General features: G+C 67.1%; 27 protein-coding genes, 1 other RNA gene and 1 pseudogene. 14 read left to right on the forward strand and 15 right to left on the reverse strand.

The features are described from left to right. Positions 1–34 precede the first annotated feature (34 nt). The 3 genes from LAQ73_RS08245 to LAQ73_RS08255 form a co-directional block, all read right to left on the reverse strand. On the reverse strand, positions 35–463 hold the full coding sequence (locus LAQ73_RS08245; RefSeq protein WP_224267805.1) for a DUF7112 family protein: 429 nt from the start codon (positions 461–463) through the stop codon (positions 35–37). 51 nt (positions 464–514) lie between these two features. After that, positions 515–931 carry a 30S ribosomal protein S6e gene (locus tag LAQ73_RS08250; RefSeq protein WP_224267806.1) on the reverse strand — a complete coding sequence of 139 codons (417 nt, stop codon included), beginning with the start codon at positions 929–931 and terminating at the stop codon, positions 515–517. A 117-nt stretch (positions 932–1,048) separates the two neighbouring features. Then, a complete protein-coding gene (locus LAQ73_RS08255; protein WP_224267807.1) occupies positions 1,049–1,576 on the reverse strand; it encodes a DUF7529 family protein in 528 nt (175 codons plus the stop codon). A gap of 218 nt (positions 1,577–1,794) precedes the next feature. Here LAQ73_RS08255 and LAQ73_RS08260 point away from each other — a divergent pair, with 218 nt between their 5' ends. Then, a complete protein-coding gene (locus LAQ73_RS08260) occupies positions 1,795–2,040 on the forward strand; it encodes a hypothetical protein (RefSeq protein WP_224267808.1) in 246 nt (81 codons plus the stop codon). 119 nt (positions 2,041–2,159) lie between these two features. On the opposite strand, the gene LAQ73_RS08265 is transcribed toward LAQ73_RS08260, so the two are convergent. Continuing rightward, positions 2,160–3,482: a dihydroorotase gene (locus tag LAQ73_RS08265; protein ID WP_224267809.1), complete on the reverse strand. Its 1,323-nt coding sequence runs from the start codon at positions 3,480–3,482 to the stop codon at positions 2,160–2,162. A 122-nt stretch (positions 3,483–3,604) separates the two neighbouring features. Here LAQ73_RS08265 and LAQ73_RS08270 point away from each other — a divergent pair, with 122 nt between their 5' ends. Beyond that, positions 3,605–3,796 carry a hypothetical protein gene (locus LAQ73_RS08270; protein ID WP_224267810.1) on the forward strand — a complete coding sequence of 64 codons (192 nt, stop codon included), beginning with the start codon at positions 3,605–3,607 and terminating at the stop codon, positions 3,794–3,796. Positions 3,797–3,803: 7 nt separating this feature from the next. On the opposite strand, the gene LAQ73_RS08275 is transcribed toward LAQ73_RS08270, so the two are convergent. Continuing rightward, a complete protein-coding gene (locus LAQ73_RS08275; RefSeq protein ID WP_224267811.1) occupies positions 3,804–4,490 on the reverse strand; it encodes a lipoate--protein ligase family protein in 687 nt (228 codons plus the stop codon). A gap of 143 nt (positions 4,491–4,633) precedes the next feature. Here LAQ73_RS08275 and LAQ73_RS08280 point away from each other — a divergent pair, with 143 nt between their 5' ends. Then, positions 4,634–5,602, forward strand: coding sequence for a M23 family metallopeptidase (locus LAQ73_RS08280; RefSeq protein WP_224267812.1), 969 nt, complete (start codon positions 4,634–4,636; stop codon positions 5,600–5,602). Between the two features lie 39 nt (positions 5,603–5,641). On the opposite strand, the gene LAQ73_RS08285 is transcribed toward LAQ73_RS08280, so the two are convergent. Continuing rightward, positions 5,642–6,223, reverse strand: coding sequence for a DUF4385 domain-containing protein (locus tag LAQ73_RS08285; protein WP_224267813.1), 582 nt, complete (start codon positions 6,221–6,223; stop codon positions 5,642–5,644). 94 nt (positions 6,224–6,317) lie between these two features. Here LAQ73_RS08285 and LAQ73_RS08290 point away from each other — a divergent pair, with 94 nt between their 5' ends. Beyond that, positions 6,318–6,767: a PaaI family thioesterase gene (locus LAQ73_RS08290; RefSeq protein WP_224267814.1), complete on the forward strand. Its 450-nt coding sequence runs from the start codon at positions 6,318–6,320 to the stop codon at positions 6,765–6,767. 21 nt (positions 6,768–6,788) lie between these two features. Here the strand turns inward: LAQ73_RS08290 and LAQ73_RS08295 are convergent, their stop codons facing one another. Next, entirely contained in the window at positions 6,789–7,358 is a 570-nt protein-coding gene (locus tag LAQ73_RS08295) for a cysteine hydrolase family protein (RefSeq protein WP_224267815.1), read from the reverse strand. 138 nt (positions 7,359–7,496) lie between these two features. On the opposite strand from LAQ73_RS08295, the gene LAQ73_RS08300 reads away from it, so the two are divergent. The 3 genes from LAQ73_RS08300 to LAQ73_RS08310 all read left to right on the forward strand — a co-directional run bounded on the left by LAQ73_RS08300 (position 7,497) and on the right by LAQ73_RS08310 (position 11,771). After that, entirely contained in the window at positions 7,497–9,053 is a 1,557-nt protein-coding gene (locus tag LAQ73_RS08300; protein WP_224267816.1) for an Hvo_1808 family surface protein, read from the forward strand. Positions 9,054–9,179: 126 nt separating this feature from the next. Next, a complete protein-coding gene (locus LAQ73_RS08305) occupies positions 9,180–10,541 on the forward strand; it encodes an Hvo_1808 family surface protein (protein ID WP_224267817.1) in 1,362 nt (453 codons plus the stop codon). 72 nt (positions 10,542–10,613) lie between these two features. Further along, positions 10,614–11,771, forward strand: coding sequence for a nicotinate phosphoribosyltransferase (locus tag LAQ73_RS08310; RefSeq protein WP_224267818.1), 1,158 nt, complete (start codon positions 10,614–10,616; stop codon positions 11,769–11,771). Between the two features lie 29 nt (positions 11,772–11,800). Here the strand turns inward: LAQ73_RS08310 and LAQ73_RS08315 are convergent, their stop codons facing one another. Then, positions 11,801–12,058 (reverse strand): hypothetical protein, encoded by a 258-nt coding sequence (locus LAQ73_RS08315; RefSeq protein ID WP_224267819.1) that lies wholly within the window; start codon positions 12,056–12,058, stop codon positions 11,801–11,803. Between the two features lie 116 nt (positions 12,059–12,174). Continuing rightward, a complete protein-coding gene (locus tag LAQ73_RS08320) occupies positions 12,175–12,777 on the reverse strand; it encodes a TIGR00296 family protein (protein ID WP_224267820.1) in 603 nt (200 codons plus the stop codon). 134 nt (positions 12,778–12,911) lie between these two features. Between LAQ73_RS08320 and rnpB the strand changes: the two genes are divergently transcribed. The 6 genes from rnpB (at position 12,912) to LAQ73_RS08345 (ending at position 18,673) form a co-directional block, all read left to right on the forward strand. Further along, an RNA gene (gene rnpB / locus LAQ73_RS08325) (RNase P RNA component) lies at positions 12,912–13,310 on the forward strand. Between the two features lie 135 nt (positions 13,311–13,445). After that, complete coding sequence (locus LAQ73_RS08330; protein WP_224267821.1) at positions 13,446–16,097, forward strand: heavy metal translocating P-type ATPase; 2,652 nt, start codon at positions 13,446–13,448, stop codon at positions 16,095–16,097. Positions 16,098–16,162: 65 nt separating this feature from the next. Then, positions 16,163–17,206 (forward strand): matrixin family metalloprotease, encoded by a 1,044-nt coding sequence (locus tag LAQ73_RS08335; RefSeq protein ID WP_224267822.1) that lies wholly within the window; start codon positions 16,163–16,165, stop codon positions 17,204–17,206. A 65-nt stretch (positions 17,207–17,271) separates the two neighbouring features. Continuing rightward, entirely contained in the window at positions 17,272–17,406 is a 135-nt protein-coding gene (locus LAQ73_RS17620) for a hypothetical protein (RefSeq protein WP_255634711.1), read from the forward strand. A gap of 46 nt (positions 17,407–17,452) precedes the next feature. Beyond that, positions 17,453–18,346 carry a hypothetical protein gene (locus LAQ73_RS08340; RefSeq protein WP_224267823.1) on the forward strand — a complete coding sequence of 298 codons (894 nt, stop codon included), beginning with the start codon at positions 17,453–17,455 and terminating at the stop codon, positions 18,344–18,346. A 51-nt stretch (positions 18,347–18,397) separates the two neighbouring features. Continuing rightward, the gene (locus LAQ73_RS08345; RefSeq protein ID WP_224267824.1) at positions 18,398–18,673 is read left to right on the forward strand and encodes a WNWW family protein; all 276 of its coding nucleotides are present in this window, start codon (positions 18,398–18,400) and stop codon (positions 18,671–18,673) included. A gap of 43 nt (positions 18,674–18,716) precedes the next feature. On the opposite strand, the gene LAQ73_RS08350 is transcribed toward LAQ73_RS08345, so the two are convergent. Both LAQ73_RS08350 and LAQ73_RS08360 read right to left on the reverse strand, forming a co-directional pair. Continuing rightward, a complete protein-coding gene (locus LAQ73_RS08350; RefSeq protein ID WP_224267825.1) occupies positions 18,717–18,923 on the reverse strand; it encodes a hypothetical protein in 207 nt (68 codons plus the stop codon). 209 nt (positions 18,924–19,132) lie between these two features. Next, positions 19,133–19,617: pseudogene (locus LAQ73_RS08360) on the reverse strand (HAD family hydrolase); the annotation flags it as partial. Between the two features lie 128 nt (positions 19,618–19,745). On the opposite strand from LAQ73_RS08360, the gene LAQ73_RS08365 reads away from it, so the two are divergent. Beyond that, positions 19,746–21,038 carry an MBL fold metallo-hydrolase gene (locus LAQ73_RS08365; RefSeq protein ID WP_224267828.1) on the forward strand — a complete coding sequence of 431 codons (1,293 nt, stop codon included), beginning with the start codon at positions 19,746–19,748 and terminating at the stop codon, positions 21,036–21,038. A 39-nt stretch (positions 21,039–21,077) separates the two neighbouring features. Here LAQ73_RS08365 and LAQ73_RS08370 read toward each other — a convergent pair whose 3' ends face one another. From LAQ73_RS08370 to ilvC, 4 genes are all read right to left on the reverse strand, one after another. Continuing rightward, on the reverse strand, positions 21,078–21,707 hold the full coding sequence (locus LAQ73_RS08370) for a VOC family protein (protein WP_224267829.1): 630 nt from the start codon (positions 21,705–21,707) through the stop codon (positions 21,078–21,080). A 102-nt stretch (positions 21,708–21,809) separates the two neighbouring features. Continuing rightward, complete coding sequence (locus LAQ73_RS08375; RefSeq protein WP_224267830.1) at positions 21,810–22,106, reverse strand: CPCC family cysteine-rich protein; 297 nt, start codon at positions 22,104–22,106, stop codon at positions 21,810–21,812. A gap of 139 nt (positions 22,107–22,245) precedes the next feature. Then, on the reverse strand, positions 22,246–23,205 hold the full coding sequence (locus LAQ73_RS08380; RefSeq protein ID WP_224267831.1) for an oxidoreductase: 960 nt from the start codon (positions 23,203–23,205) through the stop codon (positions 22,246–22,248). A gap of 61 nt (positions 23,206–23,266) precedes the next feature. Beyond that, entirely contained in the window at positions 23,267–24,325 is a 1,059-nt protein-coding gene (ilvC, locus tag LAQ73_RS08385; RefSeq protein ID WP_224267832.1) for a ketol-acid reductoisomerase, read from the reverse strand. Positions 24,326–24,410: the final 85 nt, after the last annotated feature.

Genomic DNA, 24,410 nt, shown 5'->3' on the forward strand with positions numbered 1-24,410 from the left:
TCGATCCCGGTGAATCGCTCTCTCGTGGCTCTCGCTACTCGTCCAACTGCCGCGCGATATCCGCCAACGACGACTTCGGCTGGTGGGTGACGCTGTAGACGGCGCGTTTGCCCGGCACGCGGAGACCGTAGAGGTAGCCGGGTTCGACTTCGTCGAGTTCGACGCTCGTACCCGGTTTTCGGTCGTTCGACTCGGCCCACTCGACCAGTCGGTTCTCGCCCGCGCCGGGCGTGCGAGCCAGGCGGCGGTTGTCGTACGCGCCGCGAATCAGCGGTCCCTGAGCGTCGCTGTCGACTTTCGCGTGGCGCTCGTCGCCGTCGAGAACGAGTCGGACGACGTCGCCGCCCTCGGCTTCGACTTCGTCTGGAAGGCGGAGGCAGGGACGCCGCGTGCCGCCGCTTCGTTCGAGTCGAGCGCGGTACGTCGTCACCGAGGGGTTGTCGTGCGAGACGCGGTCCGGCATGGTCGTCACTCGGGCTGCGGTGGGGAAAAACGGTCGGAATCGGACTGCGGATTACTCGTCGTCTTCGTCGCCGCCTTCCTCGTCGTCGTCTTCGTCGCCGCCGAGCGCGTCGGTGACGCTGCCGCCGTCGACGACTTTGGCGTTGATCTGAACGACTTCGTCGCTGATCTCGCGGCCGCGGACGCTGATCCGCTTGCGCTCGCCGTCGCGGGAGGGCTTGTAGCCGACGCCGCCTTCGAGCAGCAGCGACTTGAGGTTCGGACCGGGGACGTCCTTGCGCATCGGACGGCCGGCTTTGTCGGAGCCACCGGTGAGTTCGAGGGAGAACCCGTCGAGGCCGACGGCACCGCCGTCGACTTCGTCGCCGAGATCTCGGCCGAGGAATCGGTTCGCGTCCTGTCCGTCCACGTCGAACTGGTGCGTCGAGCCGTCTTCGGGGTCGGCGACGACGACTTTGAAATCTGCCATACGGGGTACGAAACGGTCGCGGATAAAAAGAACGTCGAAAGGCGTCGCCGGATACTCGCGCCCCCTCCCGGCCGTTGTCGGCCGTTTCGGGGTGTGACTGTGTCCCTCAGTTCACGGCTACTCCGGTAACACCAGCTCGGGGTCGTCCAGCGCGAACAACACCCGCTGGTCGTTCGACAGCGGCCGCAGCGCCAGTTCGAGACGCCCGGCGCTCCGCGCGGCGTTCGCCACGCCCGCGATGTCGGCGATATCGTAGTACAGCGGGACGAACACGGCCTGCTTTTCGGCCGAGGCTTTCATCACCACCACGGCGAGAACCACGCCGTCTTCTCGCGTCCGGAGCACTTCCGACTCGTCGAACGTCGACGCCTCGACGACGGCTTCGACGGCACTGAACTCGTTGCCCGGCAGCAGCACGTCGAGTCCGCTCCAGTCGGCGCGTTCCTCGGAGGCGTCCGTCGCGTCGCCACCGGGCTCGTCGCCGACGTCCACCCCGATATCTACGCCGGAGAGCGGGAGCACGTCGCCCGGGTGGAGTTCGACCGTCTCCCATCCCCCCTCTCGGTACGCCTCGGCGGTTGCCTCCATGTCGGCGACGACGGCTTCCCACGCCGCCTCCTTCCCCATCAGTGGATGGTCGTTCATATCAGCGCCGTGCCGGAGCGAGGGCAAAAAGCTTCGTTTCGGCGGCGCGGTGACTCTGCTCTCGGCGACAGACTTCGAGAAGCGACACTCGGCGTCCGCTACTTGTTTTCATCGAAAAATAAGGCACAACCATCTTACGTATGCTCGTGGCCCTATTGTATGCAATGTCGATTTTAGGGCAATCGCAGAATCAGATGTCGCAAGGGTCGCAGAAACAAATGGCCGAGGCCGAAGAGTCCGGCGCTGACGTCGCGCTCATCGCGTCGGCGCTCTCGGTGGCGCTGTCGTGGTATCAGTTCTACGTCCGCGGCAACAAGACGCAGGGCATCTTCATTGGCCTCTGGCCGCCGACGTTCCTCGCGTTCGCCAGCTACATGCGGCAGAAGGGGATGGCCGACCGACTCGAGAACTCGGTCGTCGTCAACCCCGAGAGTCAGGGTCTGCTGAGCCGCGTCCTCGAGTAACGCCGCGCGACGACAGACGACCGATAGGCGACGAAACGTATTCCCGAGGCAGTTCGGGTTTCGACGGTTGCGGCTCATTTTTCCGAACGACTCGCTGTCGGAGGTGCTCCGCTCACAGACTACTCTCTGACGTTCGCGCCCGCAGCGTCGCCGAACGTCGACGACAGCGTGCCCGTCTCGCCCTCGGGGTCGTAGACGACTCGTCCGCGGACCGTCGTCACCTGCGGGAACACCCCCGAGAAGCCCTCGAACGGCGTCCACTCGCAGTTGCTGTGGAGGTCGTCGCCGCGAATCTCTCTCGGATCCTCGGGGTCGACGAGCACGAGGTCGGCGTCCCTGCCGACTTCGACCGCGCCTTTCCGCGGCAAGTCGAAGATGCGCGCCGGGTTCGCAGCGGTGAGGTCGCGGACGCGCTCGTACGTCAATCGACCCTCGCGGGCCTCGTTCAAAAGGAGCGGTAGCATCGTCTCGACGCCCGGGACGCCGCTGGGGGCGCTCCAGAGGTCGGTCTCCTTCTCCTCGCGGGTGTGCGGCGCGTGGTCAGTTGCGATAATATCGACGGTGCCGTCGGCGACGCGCTCGTAGACCGCCTCCCGGCGCTTCTCGCTCCGCAGCGGCGGGTTCATCCGGCCGTAGGTGCCCAATTCGGAGAGGTCGTCGCGCGACAACAGCAGGTGGTGCGGCGTCACCTCGCAGGTCGCGCCCGCCTCGCTCGCGGCGTCGACGCCCTCGGGCGTGCTGGTGTGGGCGATGTGAATCGACGCGGCCGACTCCGCGCCCACGTCGAGTGCTCGCTCGACGGCGGCGGCTTCGGCCTCCGCGGTCCGGAAGGCGCTCCACGGGTCGGCGTCGGCCTTGCGGCCTTCGCCCCCTGCATCCTGGCCCTTCACGCTCTCGTCGAACAGCTCGGCGTCCTCGGCGTGGACGCTCACAGTCACACCGGCGTCGGCGGCGCGGGCGACGGCCTCGGCGAACAGGCCGGCGTCGATACCCATGTCGCCGGTCGAGTCGGCGAGAAACACCTCGCCGAGCGCGAACAGCGGCCGGTCGAACAGCGAGTCGGGGTCCCACGACTCCGTGACGCCGCCGCTGATGCCGTAGTCGACGAGCGATTTTTCGGCCAACTCGCTTTTCTCGTCGAACGCGTCGCCGTCGATGGTCGGGGGACTGGTGTTCGGCTGGTCGACGACGGCGGTGACGCCGCCTGCGGCGGCGCTCTTCGACCCCGTCTCCCACGTCTCCTTGTGCGAGTAGCCGGGTTCGCGGAAGTGGACGTGCGCGTCGATGGCACCGGGCAGAAGCAGTCGGTCGTCGGCCTCCAGTTCGAGTTCGTCGCCGTCGGGCGAGAGCGACCCCGCGGGTTCGACCGCCGCGATGGTCTCGCCCTCGGTCCGGACGTCGACCTCCCGGCCGTCGGCGAGGCGTGCGTGTGTGATGAGCATTTTCGGACTGTCTGCGTGTCGTCGGGCGGGGTGGTAAACGGTGGCGGTCCGCGCGAGCCGTCGGCGAAGCGTCCGGCGCGCTCGGTAGTCGCTTATTACCTCGCGCGTCGTCTTCCCCGTAGATGACTACCAACGTCAACTCGATGAACAAACTGAGTATCGTCTCGACGCTCGTCGACGCCATCGTGGCGTTCTCCAAGGGCCGGCGCGTGAGCGGCGTCCTGCTCCTCGCGGCGGCCGCGCTCTCGTCGCGCGTACCGGGCATCGGCACGGCCCTCTCGGTGCTGCTCCGTCTCTACCGGCGACTTCGGTAGCCGACGCTCACCCCGTCACCGATTCGACGCGCTCGACCGCCGCTTCGTCTCCGACGAACGCCGCCTCCAGCGCCCGAGCGACTTTTTCCGCGTCTCCGTCGCCGCCAGCGTGAGCGACGCTGCCGACCGACTCGGGGTCGAACGGCACTGACAGCGCCGCGTACACCGGCTCTAAAACCCGCGAGATCTCCTCGTGGTCGGCGACGAGCACGCAGCCGGAGACGAGCGCCGAACCCTTGCGGACGCGTTGTGCGATGCCCGCGATTTTGCCATCGCACTGCACGGAGTGCGCGCCCGGGCAGAACGACTCGGGCGGTTCGCCCCGATCGGCGTCGACCCCGACCGTTTCGAGTGCACGAATCACCGTCGACACCGCGTCGTCGTACCGCTCGTCCAACCCGCGACGCATATTCTTGACCGGGCAGGCGTGTGCGAACGCGAGCGTCGCCCCCGTGTAGGCGACGGCGCGGCCGCCGACGCTCCGCTCTAAGGGCGGATACCCCCGCTCCTCGGCCGCGTCGCGGGCGGCGTCGTAACCCTCGGCGCGCGCGTCGCGCCGCCCAAACGCGAGCTGGCGGTGCGGCGACCAGACGCGGAGCGCCGAAACGCCCGTCTCGGCGGCGTCTTCGAGCAGCGTCGCCGTCGCGTCGCGGTCGGCCTCCGGGTCGCTCGCCCTGCCGCGTACGACTCGCATACCGCCCCTGCGCGCTCGGCGTACCTAACCGTCTCGGCTTCCGGCCCCCCGGCTTTCCGGCCGTCCCCCGGTTTCCCGGCTGTCTCGGCTTCCCGGTCTTTCAGTTCGACGGGGCTATAGCCCCGAACGCCCACCTCCCGTCAATGACGGTCACGCTCTCCTCGCCCGTCGTCGAACGCTACCGGCGCTTCTCGCTGTACAACTCGCCGTACCCGGCGCACGACCGCGGCTGTGCCGTCGACCTCTACCCCGAGACGAACGACGGACTCTCGCCGATCTCGGGCGAGGTCCTCGACACGAAGTCGGTGCGCGCGCCGCCGAAACCGTACGCAGTCGAAGCGGACCACCTCATCGTGGTCGCCGTCGATGAGGCGAACTCGCCGGGGGTTCGGTTCGACGGCGGAGAGAGGACCGGTGACGGAGACCACGAGAGCGACTACGTCGCCCGCATCCTCCACGTCGACCCGGCGGTCGAACCCGGTCAGTACGTCGAAGCGGGCGAGTCGCTCGGCGAGATGGTCCGATCGGGGTTCTTCGGCCAGTGGGTCGACAACCACGTCCACCTCGGCTTCCGCCGCGCCGACCAGAACGCCTACCGCGCGGGCGGGTCGCTCCCGCTGACGCTCGACGCGCCTGTCGAACCGCTCGGCTGGGACGGCACCGGGACCGTCGTCGAGGTGGGAGAGACGTACGTGCTGCTCGATGCGCCGTCGCATCCCGACCCCGGCGCGTACTTCGCCGGCATCGCCGCCGACGACGGGCGCGTTCTCGACGGCGGGTTGGCGCACTACACTGGCGGTGGGGTACTCACCGGCGATGGGGTCCCTACCGGCGAGAGGGCGCTCACCGGCGGCCGCACGGGTCGGGAAGCGGCGGACGCACCGCTCTCGTTTCTCGACTTTCCGGTCGGGTCCGTGGCCGGACGCGACGTCCGCTGGAACTCTTTCGACGTGGTAGCCGACGGCGAACGAGCGACCGGACTCTCGCTGTTTCTCGCGCAGGACTCGGCGTTCGGGGCGAAACTCGTCTTCCACGAGGGTCACGCGTTCGCCGTCGGCGACGACGTCCGGGTCGAACTCGTGTCGAGCGACGACCCGATTCGTCTGGGGTAAGCACGCCGCCAGAGCGGCGGGCGGGCACGGCGTCGGGGGTTATCCGTGTTTCTCGCGGTGTTCTTTCTTCCGCTCGGCGTACGTCTCGTCGGCTTCGGCCTTACTCCACCAGGCTTCGTAGACGAGCGCCGCTTCGCGTTTGTCGTCGTCGGCCCAGTGTTGGGCGTCGCGCTCCTTGCCGTCGTCGTCGTACTTCTTGCCGCCGGGATAGCGCGCGTAGCGCATCGACCGAGTGTAACCCATCTGGAGGTACTTTCGGGCCATGTCCATTCCGACGAAGTCGCCGGCGTCGCGGTAGTCGAGGAACCGACCGTAGATGGCGTCGCCGGACTCGTCGGCCGTCGCCCGGTCTGCGTAACTCCACAACGCCAGGAGTTCGCCCTTGTACGGTTGGACCTTGAAGACGCCTTCCTCGCCGCGGCCGACCGAGTAACAGTCGGGGTGGTCCCGGAAGTTCGTCTCGTACTCGGGTCCGCTACCGCCGCCGCTTCCGGAACGGGAGTCGTCCGGCGTCTCCTCCGACGACGTCGTTTCGGTCGCTGCGGCGTTCGATTCGGTCGATTCGGTTCCGCTCGCCCTTGACTCGTCGTCCGCCCGACTTCCGCCCGACGTTGAGTCCATGCGCTCGATACGCCGTTCTCCCGTATCACTCCACCGTCGCAACTCGTCTCGAACAAATCGGCGGCTACAAACGCCTCGGTGGACGAACGCGAGCATGGACGATTCCGAGTCGTTTCCGTCGGACGCCGCCGCGCTCCTCCAGCAGTTCATCGAACAGGAACACGGCTACCTCTCGTGGTTGAACACGCGCGTCGACAGCATCGAACGCGGACGCGTCGTGATGTCGATTCCGTACGACGAGAAACTCACCAACACCACGTCGCCGCCGACGATTCACGGGGGCGTCGCTGCGACGCTCGTCGACACCGTGGGCGGCGTCGCCCAGCGGTCGACGTTCGACGACCCGACGCAGGGTGGCGTCGCCACGGTGAACCTCAACGTCAACTACCTGCGCCGCGCCTCGGGTGACCTGACGGCGACGGCGGACGTCGTCCGGGCGGGCGGGAGCATCGGCGTCAGCGACATCACCGTCGAGAGCCCAACCCCCGACGGGGGAACCGAGGCCGTCGCCACCGGCCAGGCCGCCTACCGACTGTTCCGCTGATTGCTCGGCCGCCACCTCGAATTACTCGAACGCCACGTCGTCGAGCGTCGTCGTCTCGCCGAACAGCCAGTCGGCGTGGTCGACGGCGTACTCCTTGTGTCCCTCTTCGATGTAGCCGACCGCGTCGGTGACCAGAATCGGCCGGAAGTCGCGGAGGCCGGCGCTCCCGGCGGTGTGGAGCACGCAGACGTTCGCCAGCGTCCCGCAGATGAGGAGGTCCTTCACGCCGTGGGCGTTCAGCCAACCCTCCAGTTCTGTCTGATAGAATGCGTCGTAGCTGTGTTTGGTGACGACGTGGTCGTCCTCGCGGACGTCGAGTTCGTCGACGAGTTCGGTCTCCCACGTCCCTTCGACGACGTGTTCGCCCCAGCGGTCGAACTCGTCGTAGTAGTGGTTACCGTCGAACTGCTCGGGCGGGTGGACGTCGCGGGTGTAGACGGCGCGCGCACCGGCGTCGTGCGCGCGCTCTACGAGCGTCGAAACGGGGTCGGTCACATCCTCACTGGCGGGGGCGTAGAGGCTGCCGTCGGGGTGACAGAACCCGTTCTGCATGTCGACGACGACGACGGCGGTTCGGTCCGGATCGTACATACGCTTCTCTCGGTTCGCGGCGAGTAAACCGTTTGGCAGGTCGAAGTCCCCGTCACGTATCGGCGCTGACGGCGCGACGTCGTCGCAGGCGATGACGTTCGAGCGACGGTTTTTCACGCTCGACCCCGATGGAGACGTATGCGACGTACGCTCGCGGTTGCGGTCGCCGTGCTGATGGTGCTGTCGGGCTGTGCCGGGTTCGTCGGTTCGGAGGAACCGAACTCGACGCCCGCCGCCCCCGACGACACGGACGGCGCACCGTCGACCGCCACTGACACGGCTGACACGGCCGATTCGACCGACAGCGCCCCGCCGGCCGGTGACGCGCCTCCCTCCGGCGACGGCATGGCCGACGCGCCGCCGGACCCCGACTCCGACAGACTCGGCTGGGAGGGCGGCTACTGGTACAACGAGACGCTCACTGTCGACCAGTCCGACGGCCTCAACGAGTCGGAACTCGACGCGGTCGTCAACCGTTCGATGGCGCGCGTCGAGCGCATTCGCGGCCTGGAGTTCGAGGAGTCGGTCCCCGTCGAAGTGATCTCGCGGGCGGAGTTCCGCAACCAGTCGGCCGGCAGCGCGGAGAACTACCCGCCGCAGCGCCGCGCGTTCGACAACGCGCAGTTCGAGGCGCTGTTCATGATAAACGAGTCGACGGACTCCATCGCCGTCCAGAACTCGAACACCGGTGCCTCCGTCGGCGGTTACTACAGCCCCGCCGAGAAGCGCATCGTCGTCGTGAGCGAGAACACCACCTCGCCGAAGCTGAACGAGGTGACGCTCGCTCAGGAGCTGTTCCACGCGCTGCAGGACCAGCAGTTCGACCTGACGCGCTACAACCAGTCGACGCGCGAGAAGCACAACGCCGTCGACGGTCTCGTCGAGGGTGACGGCAACTACGTCGACTGGCTGTACGAGCGGCGCTGCGACGCCGAGTGGGACTGCCTCGAAGACAGCGCCCGAAGCGGCGGTGGCGGCGGCCTCGCCAACTACGGCCCGTACCTCATCCAGTATCAGCCGTACAGCGACGGGCCGACGTTCGTCCGCCAACTCCGCGAACAGGGCGGCTGGGAGGCGGTCAACGCAGCCTACGAGAATCCGCCGGCCAGCACCGAACAGGTCATCCACCCCGAGCGCTACCCCGACGACAGACCGGTCGAACCCACGGTGACCGACCGGACGAGCGGCACGTGGCAGCAACTCGAACCCGAGGGTCGGCCGAACTACGGCGAACTCGGCGAGGCGGGCGTCAACGCGATGCTCGTCTACCCGCTGTACGAGACGCGGGGACAGACGCAGATAATCCCCGCCCGTCACTGGTACAACCTCAACGAGAGCGGCGAAATCGAACAGTTCGACCCGTTCAACTACGACCACCCGTACACCGACGGCTTCCGCGGTGACCGTTTCGTCGCCTACCAGAACGACGCCGGCGAAACCGGTTACGTCTGGAAACTCGTCTGGGACAACTCCTCGGAGGCCGGTGAGTTCGTCGACGGCTACGAGCGACTCCTGCAGTTCCGAAGCGCACAGGAGCTCCGAGACGCCGCCGGACCCGGGACGGTTTACCGCATCGCCGAGGGTGACAACGGCTTCGCGGACGCGTTCCGCGTCGTCCAGGACGGCGACACCGTCTACATCGTCAACGCGCCGACCGTCGAACAGCTCTCAGACGTCCGGGCGACGCAGTCGTAGCCCGCGCGGACCGGATCGCGTCTGAACTCCGTTCTTCTCGCTTCCGCCGGTTCCCGCCGTAGCCGGCGGTTCGACCCGGAGCCGCCCTGTGGGAACGCTTTTCGCGGCGCACCCCAACGTAGAGGTGTGAACACGCGCATCACAGTCGCACTCGTCGTCTGCGTGGTCCTCGCCGGGTGCGCCGCGCCGTTGACGGACGGGTCGCCGTTCGACGACGGATTCGGGCAAAGCGACGGCGAAGACCGCCTCGGCTGGGAGAACGGCTACGCCGCCGCCGACCCGCTCGACATCGATCAGTCCGACGGACTGAACGAGACCGAGCGCGAGGCGTTCGTCGCCCGGACGATGGCCCGCGTCGAACTGGTCCGGCAGTTGGAGTTCGAAGAGCCGGTTCCGGTCGAAGTCATCTCCCGCGCAGAGTACAGACAGCAACGGGGCGGGGCGGGCGACGCCGAGTACGAGGCGTGGAACAACCAGGTGTGGGAGTCGCTGTTGCTCGTCGGCGAGGACCGGAACGTCTCGGACGTGATGGACTCCGTCTACGGCGGCTCGGTGCTGGGCTACTACTCGCCGAGCGAGAACCGCATCGTCATCGTCAGCGACTCGGAGACGCCCGTCATCGACCGAACGACGCTGGCGCACGAACTCGTCCACGCGCTGCAAGACCAGCACTTCGGCCTCGAAAGTAACGCGGCGACGCAAGACCGGCAACTCGCGCGAAACGGCATCGTCGAGGGCGACGCCCGCTACACCGAGACGCTGTTCGAACAGCGTTGCGGAACCGAGTGGGACTGTGTCCCCCGCCCGAACAGCGGCGGCGGCGGTGGCGGCGGCGACAGCGGCGCGCCCGGCGTCTTCCTCACCATCTATACGCCGTACGCCGACGGCCCGCAGTTCGTGCACATGCTCCACCAGGAGGGCGGCTGGGAGGCGGTCAACGCCGTCTACGACGAGAAACCGCAGAGTACCGAACAGATCATCCACCCGGAGAAGTATCCCGACGAACGACCGGTGAACGTCACCGTCGAGGACCGGTCGTCGGCGGAGTGGTCGCGCTTCGACACCCGATCCGCCGCCGACACCGTCGGCGAGGCGTCGCTGTACGCGATGTTCTGGCAGAACGGCCACATCAGCCAGGAGAGCCTCCGCGACAGTCCCGACGAGTACTCGCCGTACAACTACTCGCACCCGGCGACCGAAGGCTGGGCCGGCGACGCCGTCGTCCCCTACCAGACCGACGACGGCGAGTACGGCTACGTCTTCGAAAGCGAGTGGGACTCCGAGCGGGACGCCCGCGAGTTCGCCGACGCCTACCGCGCGACGCTGACGAACCGCCTCGGCGCAGAGCAGGTCGGCGACGGCGTCTACCGCGTCCCCGAGGAGAGTCCGTTCGGCGACGCGTTCCGCGTGACGCAGGACGGGACGACCGTCACCGTCGTCAACGCGCCGACGACCGAGCAGTTGGACGCGGTGCACGACGCGGACTGAGTCGTCTCGTTTCCGGATTCCTCCGACGAACAACAGGGTGACTTTTTGCGTCGTCCGTCCGAACGCGACGGTATGAGCGACAGCGAGTTCGACATCGTCGGTCCCGAGGCCATTCGCGAGGGTCGCGCCACCGACGCCTACTTCGACCGAACCGAGACGACGCTCCGACACGCGGACAAGAACCCGCCCGTCGTCGCCGAAGTCACCGCCGACCAGTTCCCCTCCGGCGACTTCGAGCTACTCGCTGGCGTGAAGGACGCCGCCGCCCTCTTGGCCCCGCTCGGCGTCCGCGTCGACGCCCTCCCCGAGGGGATGCTGTTCGACGGCGGACCCGTGATGCGAATCGAGGGCGACTACCTCGACTTCGCGCGCTACGAAACCTCCCTCTTGGGCTTTCTCTCGCACGCCTCCGGCGTCGCCACCGCCGCGCTCGAAACCCGCGTCGCCGCGCCGGAGTCGAACGTGCTCTCGTTCGGCGCGCGCCACGTCCACCCCTCCATCGCGGCGATGGTCGAGCGGAGCGCACTTCTCGGCGGACTCGACGGCTTCTCGCACGTCGCCGCCGGTGACGTACTCGGCCGCGAGGCGAGCGGGACGATGCCGCACGCGCTGTTGCTCTGTTTCGGCCGCGGAAACCAGGAGGGGGCGTGGCTGGCGTTCGACGAGGCGGTGCCCGAGGACGTGCCGCGCATCGCGCTCTGCGACACGTTCTCCGACGAGAAGGACGAGGTCGTCCGGGCGGCGGAGGCGCTCGGCGACCGCCTCTCGGGGGTCCGTCTCGACACGACGAGTTCGCGTCGCGGCGACTTCCGCCACATCGTCCGCGAGGTGCGCTGGGAACTGAAGGCCCGCGACATCGACGGCGTCGACGTCTTCGTCAGCGGCGGGTTGGGACCGACCGACCTCCGCCACCTCCGCGACGTCGTCGACGGCTTCGGCGTGGGGGGCTACGTCTCGAACGCGACGCCCGTCGACTTCGCGCTCGACATCGTCGAGATCGACGGCGAAGCCATCGCCAAGCGGGGCAAACTCTCCGGCGTCAAGGAGGTGTACCGGACGCCCGACGGCCGCCACCACGTCGGCCTCCGCGGGGCAGCGGCACCGGCCGACGCCGAATCGCTGATGGAGCCGTTGGTCCGCGGCGGCGAGGTCGTCCGGTCGTTCGACGTCGACGCGGCCGCAGAACGCGCGCTGGCCGACGCAGCGCGAACCGGATTCGGCGCGGAGTGAGAGCGACTCCCGGGTCGAACGAAGGTCGACTACCGAGAATCGAATCCGAGGAACTCGGCGACGATAGCGACAGTCGAGAGCACGCTGACGACGACCCCGACGAGGAAGAGACAGAGCTGCGGCACGCCACCCTGAATCGGGAACCAGGCCCCGAGCAATCCGGCGAGAACGCTCCCGACGGCGACACTGACCGAGAGCGACCCGACAGCGAGGACCAACGCGTGCGGAACGAACCGAACCGAGTATCTGAACGCCGGGTAGGACCTGGTTACATCTGTTTCAACCATTGCTTTTCAAGATTTCCGGACCTGATAAAACCGTGTCGAAGCGAAGCGGAGGCGCAGCGGTGTAGCTGTTGCTGGGTCGAGTCGAGTCTGGAAAAATCGAAATCGGAATCGGCGAGTTACAGCTCTTCGACGCTGCCGCCGTCGGACCGCTCGCGGAACACCTGACCCTCGAACAGCGTCACCATCGTGTCGTCGTCCTTCCAGGCGAACGGCGAGAGACGCGCTTTTCGGCAGACGCGCGTGAGGTACTCCTCTTTGCTCCAGCCGTTCTCGACGGGAATCGTCGGGTAGAGCCAGCCGTGTTGTCCGCCGTTGTCGACGGCGACCCCGTGGCTCCCGAGTTCGAGGTCAGCGAGGGGGTCGTTGGTGAGAATAGTGTTGTTGACGATGCAGACCGAGATGTTCAGATTCGGGAGCTCCGGTGGCTCGACCTCCGAGCCACACGAATCGCCCGACGCCGCTTGGATGGCGGCGTCGACTATCGCGTGGCCGAGTTGGTCTTTACCCCGATACGCCCCTGCACAACCACGGAGCTGTCTTCGCCCGCGTGTCGACTGTAACCGTACGAACGCGCCCGTTCGAGCATAGAACGCATCGCGCATGCTCCCCGGTTGCTCTCGTTGGCCATGCAAGACGAACGATTCGACCGACTCCCGAGCGAGTTCAACCGCCCGAGCCCCATCCTCGTAGGAGAGGCGTATGGTTTGCGCCTCGGACATACAACCATTCTGGAGCGCTATTGACTTGAACGCTTCCCTTCACACAAGACACGGTTTTGACGGATTTTAATGGCTGCATAACAGTGTAGAACCCGACCGAACGACTTATTCGACTCCTGAGACTACTTCGACTCGGCAGAGAGAGCCCGACCACCGTGACCCGCGGCGCGGTCGCGCGTCGCCGGGACATGAGGAAAGTCCCCCCACCGTCCGAACAGGTGACCGGGCGCAAGCCCGGAGTCGGAGACGGCTGGCTCTGGAACAGAAACGAGACCCCTCGGTCCGACCGATGACGTGCGCGAACCCGACCGCAAGGGAGGGGAGTTAACCCACAGAGGGTAGCGTGGCGGCACCGCCGTCACGCTGACGACCGAGAACGGATGGAACGGCGAAACCTCACCGGTGCAAGTCCGCGCCACGCGGCCGACGCGGCGCGATTCGTGCGTCGCCCGGCCGCACGGTAGTTCGGACGACGGACGCGGACGCTCAGCCGAATGTCGGGACGAACAGAAGGGGGCTTACTCCTCTCAGCCGTTTTCGCGCCGAGCGACGCGACTCGCTTCCCGCCGAGTTAATAATCTAAAGCCGAATCAGTAATAGTCTCGACGTAAACCAACCGCCGATGCTGGTAGTTCGATTAATAAGCCTCGGCCGACTACTTCGGGTCGATGACCGATTCACGCCCGAACGACACCGACGACTGTGGGTGTTGCTCGGCGCACGACCACGAGGCCGATTCGGACTCGGGGTCGTCGGCTGGTCACGGTCACGACCACCACGACCAGAGTCTCGACTCGCCACACCGCCACGACGCCTCTTCTTCGAGCCGTGGTGACGCCGACGGCGGCGAGACGAATCTCCGCCTCTCGGTCCCCGAGATGGACTGCCCTTCCTGCGCCGGGAAGGTCGAGCGGAGCGTCGAGACGCTCGGCGGTATCGAGCGCATCGACACGCAGCCGACCACCGGCACGCTGCTCGTCGATTACGACCCCGAACGAACGACCTCCGAGGCGGTCAGAGACCGCGTCGAGGCGGCGGGGTACGCCGTCGAAACGACCGCGCAGGAGACGCTTCTCGTCCCCGAGATGGACTGTCCCTCCTGCGCGGGGAAAGTCGACAACGCGCTGAAATCGACGCCCGGAATCGTCGCCGTCGAGACGCAACCGACGACCGGTCGCGTCGAGGTGACGTACGACCCCGAGCGCGTCTCGCGCGGCGGCCTCGTCGCCGCAGTCGAGTCCGCGGGCTACGCCGTCGAGGAGACGACGGACTCGACGGTGTCCATCTGGCGGAGCCCTCGCGCGCTCAAGACGTGGACCGGGGCGGTCCTGCTTTTCGGCGGCATCCTCTTCGAGTGGATACTGCCGACGGGACTCGACGCGACGCTGTTCACGTTCGTCTACGAGGTGACCGTCGCGTGGCTGTTCTTCCTCGGTGCGGCTGCCGTCGCCGGGCAGGAAATCGTCCGCAACGGCTACTACTCAGCGAAGAACCGCAGCCTCGACATCGACTTCCTCATGGGGACCGGCATCGTCGGGGCGGTGCTCGTCGGTTTGCCGTTCGAGGCGGCGACGCTCGCGGTACTGTTTAGCGTCGCCGAACTGCTCGAACGCTACTCGATGGATCGCGCGCGCAACTCGCTGGAGACGCTGATGGAGCTGTCACCGGATACGGCGACCGTTCTGAGAGACGGCGAGGAGCTCACCGTCCCCGTCGAAGAGGTGACCGTCGGCGAGGCTGTCGTCGTCCGCCCGGGCGAGAAGGTGCCGCTCGACGGCACCGTCACGGACGGCCAGAGCGCCGTCGACGAGTCGCCCATCACCGGCGAGTCGGTTCCCGTGGACAAGTCGCCCGGTGACGAGGTGTTCGCCGGCAGCATCACCGCCGAAGGTTATCTGGAGGTGGAGACGACCGCCACCGCCGACGAGTCGACGCTCTCGAAAGTCATCGAGATGGTCGAGGACGCACAGCGCGGCCAGACCGAAAGCGAGCAGTTCGTCGACCGATTTGCCAACTATTACACGCCGGTCGTCGTCGCCGCCGCCATCGTCACGACGGTGGCCTCGCCGTTCGTCTTCGGCGTCGCGTGGACCGAGGCGTTCACCCGCGGGCTGACGCTTCTGGTCATCGCCTGCCCCTGCGCGTTCGTCATCTCGACGCCCGTCTCCGTCGTCTCCGGTATCACGAGCGCCGCGCGAAACGGCGTGCTCATCAAGGGCGGTCAGCACCTCGAAGCGATGGGTCGCGTCCGCGCCGTCGCCTTCGACAAGACGGGAACGCTCACGACGGGCGAACTCGGCGTCACCGACGTCATCGCGCTCAACGGCAACGACGAGACCGGAGTACTCCGCTGCGCCCGCGCTATCGAACAGCGCAGCGAACACCCCATCGCGGCGGCCATCGTCGACCACGCCGAACGCGAAGGGGTCGAAGACCGCAACGTCGAGAGCTTCGAGTCCATCACCGGAAAGGGCGTGAAGGCCGACCTCGACGGCCGCACCCACTACGCCGGAAAGCCCGGTCTGTTCGCCGACCTCGGGTTCGACCTCGAACACGCCCACGTCGAGACGGACGGGGGGGTCGTGAGCGAGGGCGAGGAGTCCGAGACGAAAGACTGCCATCACGGCACGTATCTCGACCTCGTCAACGAGACGATTCCGCGCCTCCAATCGGAGGGGAAGACGGTCATCGTCGTCGGCACCGAAGACGAACTGGAGGGCGTTGTCGCCATCGCCGACACCGTCCGCCCCGAGGCCGAGCGCGCCGTCGACCGCCTCCACGAACTCGGCGTCGAGCGCGTCGTGATGCTCACCGGCGACAACGAACACACCGCTCGCGTCATCGGCGAGCAGGTCGGCGTCGACGACGTCCGCGCGGACCTCCTGCCCGAACAGAAAGTCGAGGCCGTCGAGGCGCTGCGCGAGGAGTACGAACACGTCGCCATGGTCGGCGACGGCGTCAACGACGCGCCCGCGCTCGCCACCGCCACCGTCGGTATCGCCATGGGCGCGGCCGGCACCGACACGGCGCTCGAAACGGCCGACGTGGCGCTGATGGGCGACGACCTCTCGCGGATGCCGTACCTCTACGACCTCTCGACGCGCGCCGGGCGCGTCATCCGCCAGAACATCTGGAGTTCGCTGGCCGTCAAAGCCATCTTGGCCGTCGGCGCCCCGCTGGGCGTCGTGCAGGTCATCCACGCCGTCGTCATCGGCGACATGGGGATGAGCCTCGGCGTCACGGGCAACGCGCTCCGGCTCGCGGGCGTCGAACCCGAGGACAGCGCGCCCGAGGCGGTCGCCGCTCGGACCGACGACTGAACCCCGACTCTTCGACCGTCCGAACGTTCGCAACGCTCATACGTTCTCCCGAAGCACCTCTTCGCATGTCGTCTCGACTGCCGACGCTCGCTGTCGTCGCCCTCCTCCTCGTCGCGGGGTGTCTGGGGTCGCTCGCCGACGGCGGCGGGTCGTCGGACGTGCCTCTTCCGAGCAGTTCGTCTACCTCCACCGACCACGACGGTGCGGCCGCCAGCACCGGACCCAACCCGTGGGGCGACGACCCCATCGTCGTCGCCATAGAGAACCGCGACGAACCCGACCGCGAGTTCACGCCGCTGGTCCGCGAGGCGACGGAGTACTGGGAGCAGAACGCCCGCGAGTACGCCGGTTTCGACGTCGCTTACCGGGTCGTCCCCGACGCGGAGAACCCCGACATCGTCGTTCGGTTCGTCGCCGAGGTGCCGAACTGTAACAACGTGACCCACGCCGCTGGCTGTGCGCCGCACATCACCGACTCGCGACAGATTCAACGTCCCGAGACCGTCTCGGTCCGAACCGGTCTCTCCGACGAGTCGACGGAACTCGTGTTGCGTCACGAACTCGGCCACACGCTCGGGCTGAATCACGACGACGAACCGACGGACGTGATGGCCGCCTCGTCGGTGCTGCACACCGAACCGCAACCGAACGCCACCGAGCGGGCGTTCCCGTGGCCCGACCCCCACTTCACCGTTTACGCCGACCCCGACAACGCCTCCGACCCCGAGGCCGCTCGCGAGCAGATTCGCCACACTTTCGACTACTACGAGGAAGGAGCCGACGAGAACGTTCCCGGCAACCTGACGTTCGAGTACGTCGACTCGCCGGAGGACGCCGACGTGAGAATCCGGTTCGCCGACGGCTCCGCCTGCGGCGACGGCCCCGGTTCGTGCGCGGTGTCGTCGGGGCCGGACCCCGACGGTGACGGCGCGATAGAGGAGTACGAACACCTCGATATCACGCTCGTCGAACTCGATAGCGACGCCATCGGCTGGCACGTCGGCGCGTGGTTCGCCACGTACGGCCTCGGCGCGGAGGACCCCGCCGACAAGCCGGAACCGTTCCGTGACGCCGGTTACAACGAACGACGCAGTAACTGGTGGGAGTGACGCGATAAGACGGAGAGGATGAGTACGAGAGCTACGACGCCGGCGGCATCGGACCCGCCGAGCGCGTGGTGCTGACGGGATTCGGCCTGTTCGTTCTCGGCGTCGGTGTCGCACTGACGCCCGTCGAGGCCGTCCCGCTCGGGTTCTCCGTGTTGATTTCGCTCTTCGCCTCGCTGTTCCTGTTTGTTTCGCGGTGGTAATGCCAGTAGCCGATACAATCATTTCACCCCCCTCTAAACAGACGGTATGGCCCCGGTCCCCTCCCCACGGAGTACGGTCTCCCTCTCGGTGCCGTCGCCCCACGACGACTGCGACGACGGCCACCGCGTCGAGTGGCGCGACGTCCCCGACGGCGAACTCGACCAACTCGCCAAACACGGGTTAGTCGGCCTCTCCGTCGCGTTCTTCTCGCTCGTGGCGGCCAGTGCGGCGTATCTCGCGTTCGGCGCGTCCGGCGACGGTTTCGGGTACGGCTGGCTGTTCTCCGTACTGGTGTTCGTCGGTGGTCCGACGTCGCTGCTGTATCTGGCGGCCGCTGTCGGCGTCGAGGGAAGCGAGTCGGTGGCGTCGCTGTTTCCGGGCGTCGAGACGCTCTCGTTGCCGGGCGTGACGGCGGCGACCCTCGTCGGCGGCGTCGTCCTCTCGACGGCGCTGTTGCACCCGCTGTTACCGGTCGTCTACGGCATTGCGCTCGTCGGTCTGTACGTTTTCGACAGGGCACGACACACCGAGGGCAGCCTCGACGCCGCGTCGGCGACGTTCGCTCGCCCGGCCGCCGGAGCCGAACGGCGACACGACCTGTCGTCGCTCTCGGAACTGCGCTCGCTCCGCATCGGCGTGTACGTCGTCTGTTGGCTGCAGTACGACGACGTGGCGTTCGATGCGCCGCGACTCCTCGTCTTCCCGGCGTCGTCGTTTCCTGCGATCCGGACTACGCTCGACGAGATTCGAACCGCAGCGGGCGAGGACGCCGCGTCCGATCCGGCGGTTCGAGTCGCCGCCGCGGCGCTGGGCCTGCTGTTTCTCGGCGTGACGATGTTCGTCGTGTTCGTCGTCGCCGACCCGCGACTCTCCGTCTACGCCGTCTGTATTCTCGGTCTGTTCGCGGCACTGTTGTTGTTCGCCGCGTGGCGGGCGTGAGCGTCACGCGGCCCGCACAGCGTTTTGTGGCTCGCGCGCAAACGTCAGAGCGTGAACCTCGACGAACTCGACGCGGCGCTTCGCCGCGAGTTTTCGGGCACCGACGCCGAACGACGCGTCGTCGTCAGACAGGCCAGTGACCTCGCGGATGCGGGAAAAACGGAGGCGGAGAGGGGCGTTCCGCTCACCGTCGACGAGATCGTCGACAACCTCTCGGACGCGCCCGACGAGAGCGTCGCGAGCCGGTGGAACTGGTGGATGGGGGCGCTCGAAGCCGCCTACGGCGACTACGAACCGTTTCAGGTGCGACGGATTCCGAAGGAGTAGCAGTCGCCGACGCGGTCGGATTTCTGTCGTCGATTCGGCGCACTCAGTCGCGCTGTCGCCGCGAGCGCGGTTGTTCAGGAACGAGCGTCAGGCCGGGCGTCTCTATCAGCGCTAGGTAGCCGTGCGCGTCGATGACGTGTCTTCGGAGCGCCGCGACGGAGACGCCGACGAACGACTCCCCGCAGTCGTCGACGGGACAGACGCCGGCGACGGTAGACGACGCGTCGTCTGCCGACTCTCGGTCACCCACGCATGGCACCTCCGGCTGAGGCGGCAGCTCGATTTCGAATCAAATAGCTGTCTAAATCGTCGGAATCCACGGCCGTATCTGCGATTTTGACGTTGTAAGCCTTCTGTTAACTGTCTGGCAGTACTATCAGAAATCACACTACTTTCCGTTCAGCCGGTCGCGGAGTCGGCCGTTGTGGAACTCGACGGCGTCGACTCGGGCGCGACGCCGAGCGCCTCGACGGCGGCGTCGAACGGTTCGCGGTGCGGTTTCCGCCGCGGCATGTCGCCCGCGTAGACGACGACGTCGAACGCGTCGCGGAGGTCGAGCGACGACAGTTTGACCGACTGCCGCGACTCGGGGCCGTTCGTCACGAGGCCGACCGGGCCCGCCTCCCGCGCTCGCCGCAGCGCCGTCGTGGCTCCGGGCTGAAACGACACCCTCGAGTAATCGACGACGTCGAGAAAGCGCGGGTCAACGCGTTGGCGGACTGGCGGCCGTACCGCGCAGCGACGACGGTGAACCCGCTGGCGAGATATCCCAGCTGGTCGCCGGGGTGCGGCGGCCCGTCCAGCGCCGCCCAGAGGTCCGCCGGTTCGCCGAACGGGTCGATATCCGCCCGCTCGAACGCTCCGTAGTAGATGGTCTCACCGTCCTGGTCCTGCCGACAGAGCGTCCCGTCGAGGTCGAACAACGCGGCGCCGAGGGTGTGCACGCCTGTTCTACGTCCGAACCGGACAAAATACCCCTGTCGGGCGGATCGTCGGCGAGAGTCGCTTCGTAGTTCGGCCGCCTCCGAGCGGAACCGACGGACCCAAACCGTCCTATCGGCTAGCGACGCCAGTGAAACTCCAGTTTCTCGGCGGCGCGCGCGAGGTGGGCCGCAGCGCCATCCTCGTCAACGACCGCCTCCTCCTCGACTACGGGATGCTGACGGGTAACCCCCCGCAGTTTCCCGTCGGGTCGGTCGACCCCGATGCCGTCGTCGTCTCTCACGGTCACCTCGACCACGTCGGTGCGATTCCCACCCTCCTGTCGGGCGACGCCCGCCCGCCTCTCCACTGGACGCCGCCGACGTACGAACTGGCGATGACGCTCGCGCGCGACATGCTCAAACTCCACGGCGGCACCTACAGTTGTCCGTTCACCGAGAACGATCTCAAGCGCGTCACCGAAGTCGCCGAGACCCACGGCTACCGCGAGACGTTCGAGGCCGCGGGGCACGAGGTGACGTTCTACAACGCGGGTCACATCCCCGGTAGCGCGCACGTCCTCGTGGACGACGGCGAGACGCGGCTGCTCTACACGGGCGACTTCCACACCGACTCCCCCCGCGGAAGCTTCGCTTCCGCGAGCCGCGCGAATCGACTCGGCGAGTCGATTCGCGGACAGCGCCTCGTCTCGGGATCGACCGCCCGCCCCGACGCCGACGTCGTCGTCTGCGAGAGCACGTACTCGGACGTCGAACACGACCACCGCGCCGACGTCGAGCGACGTTTCGTCGAGTCGGTGCGGACCACGCTCTGGGAGGGCGGCACCGTGGTGGTCCCGGCGTTCGCCATCGGCCGCACGCAGGAACTGATGCTCGTCTGCGCGGCCCACGACATCGACTGCTACGTTGACGGGATGGGACAGCGCGTCACGCGGATGCTCCGTAGCTACCCGGAGTTCGTCCGCGACGCCGACGCGCTCAAGCGAGCGGTGTCGAACGCGCGCTTCGTCACCGGCCGCGACGGCCAACGCAAGCGTATCGCCCGCAAGAACACAGTCATCATCACCACCTCGGGGATGCTCTCGGGCGGTCCCGCGATGACGTACATCCCCGAGATTCGGACCGACCCGGTGAACAAGATAACCATGACCGGGTATCAGGTCGAGGGGACGCCCGGCCGCCAACTGCTCGAACGCGGACGTTGCGAACTGAACGGCGGCGTCGTCCCCGTCGCCGCGCAGGCCGAGGCGTACGACTTCTCGGCGCACGCCGACGCCGACGGCCTCCGCTCGTTTCTGGACGAGTACCGAGGGGCGAGAGCGCTCGTCAATCACGGCGACCGCTGCGAAGCGTTCGCCGCGGAGCTACGAGAAGACGGCTACGACGCCAGTGCGCCGGAGCTCGGCGAGACGGTACACGTTTGAACCGCGCGAGCTGACGACGCGAGTCGGCCGAAACTCGGTTTACAGTCCGCCCGCGCCGGAGTCGGCGTCGGGGAGATTCGCCTCTTCGACCGGCAGGCCGAGTTCCTCAAGCGCTTCCTTCAGATGCTTGCCCTCGGCGTACTCCGCGCCCTCCTCGACGCGTTTTTTCTGCGCCAGCGCCAGCACCTCGCCGCGGTGTTCGTCGGGAATCTCGAACTTGTCGGTGGAGAGTTCGATGACGAACCCGTTGTGGTCGGTGGTGTACAGCGAGTGGAAGATACCGCGGTCGAACTCGTTGTAGTGGTGGCCGCGCTCCTCCAAGGCCCGCTTTATCTCCTCGATGCGTCCCGGTTCGAACTGGAAGGCGACGTGGTGGACGCCGCCCAGCGGCGTGCGCTGCGGGCCGCGGTTCGACTGCCGCCCCTCCTCGACGAAGAACGTCAGCATCCGACCGTCGCCTGTGTCGAAGAACAGGTGGGTGACGTGCGGCGCGTCGAGGTTCGGCTGTTTCAGCACCAGCGGCATGCCGAGAACGTCGCGGTAGAACGCGACGGTGTCCTCGACGTTGCTACCGATGAAGGTGATGTGGTCGACGCCGGCGGTGTGAAACGGCGCATCCGGCAGGTCGGCGGTGACTTCGAGCTCTGTCGTCGGCTGGTTGTCGCTCATGTGCCACTCTAGTCGCTGATAACGGAAATACACTCGCTGACGCGAGCGTCACCCGGTTACGTACGTGTCAGTAGCGGTTGGGGCCGACGCGCCGTTTCCGGGCTACTGCGCTTCCCGATACGGCCACTCGGGGTCGCGTTGATCGCGCGCCGTCGGTTCTCGCAGGCTTTCGGGGCGCTGTCCGCGTCCCGCCCAGCCGAACCGTCTGACGTTCTGCCACGCGTCGACGAGCGCGTCGGGGTTCTCGCCGCGAGTCACGGTCACCGAGTCGAACTGCTCGGGGTCGTCGGTCCACGCGCAGATTTCACAGGCGTCGTACGACCCGCGTTCGCCGCGGCTCAGCGTCCGAAACCCGCAGCAGGGACAGAACCCTCGCAGCCGAGAGTGCCGTCGAGCCATACAGATTAGTCCACGCCAAAGTATATCAATCTTTCCAGATTTTCACCGATATAATCACAATTCCACGATGATTCGACGGCCGAACCGTAGACGATTCGACGGACGTTGTATCTCGTGGCCGCGCCCGGGTCCCTGCCGGTCACCCCTCGCCGAAGGTGGTCGAAAACAACTCGAAGTCGTACTCGACGCCGGTGAGCTCCTCGGAGACCTGCCAGAGTCGCCCCGCGGTCACCTCGTCGTACGACCGCTCGCTCGACTCCTGGACCGCGGGATGTCCGCGGATGTTCATGAGGCCACCCGGGCCGACGTAGCCTCCGCCGGGGACGTCTTCTGTCGCCGCGTACAGCATCGGCAACGCGCCCCAGGCGGCGGACTGCGCGAGGACGGCGTTGGCGACGCCCATCGCCGCCTTCCGCACCGTCGACCCCTCCGCTTCCGGTTGACGGTACTGGAGGTTCGTCGCCGCGTAGCCGGGGTGGCAGCCGATGCTTCGGACGTGCTCGACTCCGGCGTCGTCGAGTCGCCGCTGGAGTTCGTACGCGAAGAGGAGGTTCGCCAGTTTGCTCTGGGCGTACGCGCCCCACTCGTCGTACGACTCCTCGCTCTGGATGTCGTCGAACTCGATCTCGCCGGCCTCGTGGACGCCGCTGCTCTGGGTGACGACGCGCGCGTCCTCGCCGGTCATCTGGTCGAGGAGCAACCCTGTGAGCGCGAAGTGACCGAGGTGGTTGACGCCGAACTGCGTCTCGAAGCCGTCTTCGGTCTCGCTTCGCGGAATCGCCATCACGCCCGCGTTGTTGCAGAGCACGTCGAGTCGGTCGTGGACGTCCGAAAACGTCTCGGCAAACGTCCGCACCGAGCTCAGGTCGGCCAAGTCGAGTTTCTGGAGTTCGAGCGCACCGCTCGGCCGGTTCGCAGCGAGTTCGACCCGGGCCTCTTCGCCGCGTTTCATATCTCGACACGCCATGACGACGTGCGCGCCGCTGTGGGCGAACGCCCGCGTCGCGTGATAGCCGAGACCGCTGTTCGCGCCGGTGACGACCACCGTCTGTCCGTCGAGTCGAGGCATGTCCGCGGCCGTCCAGTCGCCTCTCGCCATGGCTCTCCGTACGGCTTCGACCGCAAAGAACGTTGGAGCGCGGTCGTATTCGCCGGTCGGTTCAGTCGGTGGACTCGTCGGCTTCGGCGGCGTCGCTCGCGTCCGCGTCGCCCGCCTCGTCGAGCTCGTCGAGGCCGAACTCGTCGATGGTCGTCTGCTCGGCTTCGATCATCTCGTGACCGCGGTACTTCTTGTAGAGGCGCTTGAGCTTCGGGTAGCCCGCCTGCTGTTGCAGCGTCCACTCCGTCGCGAACGAACCGTCGTCGATCTCGCCCATCTTCTCGCGCATGAACTCCCGGAGCGGTTCGCGGTCGAACTCGTCGATGCCCGCTAACTGACCGTACTGGCTCGTCATCGAGTGCAGCGGCATCTGCTCGACTATCCCCATCGTCGCCGCCTTCCGGAAGATGTGGCTCAGTTCCTGCGAGAGATACTGCTCCATCAGGATGGCCTCGGGGGGCGCGCCCGCCTCGCGTTCGACTTCCCACTTGGCGATGAGCGCGTTGGCGATGACCGGAATCAGACCTTGCTCGGTCAAGAGGTCGAGTTTCGTCTCCGTCTCGAAGTCACCCTCGATGACGCCCGAGCGGGTCGCGCCGATGCCGTGGGCGATGGCCAGCGCCACGTCGAGCGCCTCGCCAGAGGCGTCCCGTTCGACGGCGAGGAAGGCGGGCGCGCCGCGGCCGTCGACGTACAGTTCGCGGACCATCGCGCCGACCATCCGTGGCGCGACCATCACCACGTCGACGTCGTCGGGCGGCGTGATGTACTCGTAGGTGACGTTGTAGCCGGAGGCGAAGTTGAGCACGTCGCCCGCTTCGAGATTCGGTTCGATGTGCTCCTCGTAGACGGCGGGGGCGACCTCGTCGGGGACGAGCAGGAAGACGACGCTCGCAATGGAGACGGCCTCTCCGGTCTCGTAGACGGGGAACCCGTCCTCCTGGGCTTCCTCCCAGGAGGCGTCTTTGCGGTTGCCGACGACGATGTCCTCGACGCCCGCGTCGCGGAGGTTCTTCGCCTGGGCCCGCCCCTGGTTGCCGTAGCCGATGATAGCGACGGTGCGCCCGGTCAGCGCGTCGAGGTCGGCGTCCGATTCGTCGTAGACGGTGGAGTCGGCCATGTTCCCTCTGCGTGCGAATCTCTGAAATAGCTTCGTGCCGACATCGTCTGCGAGTCCCGGCCGAACTGGTCGACCCAAGGGCTTT

It is taken from the genome of Haloprofundus salinisoli (assembly GCF_020097815.1).
Lineage (GTDB): Archaea > Halobacteriota > Halobacteria > Halobacteriales > Haloferacaceae > Haloprofundus > Haloprofundus salinisoli.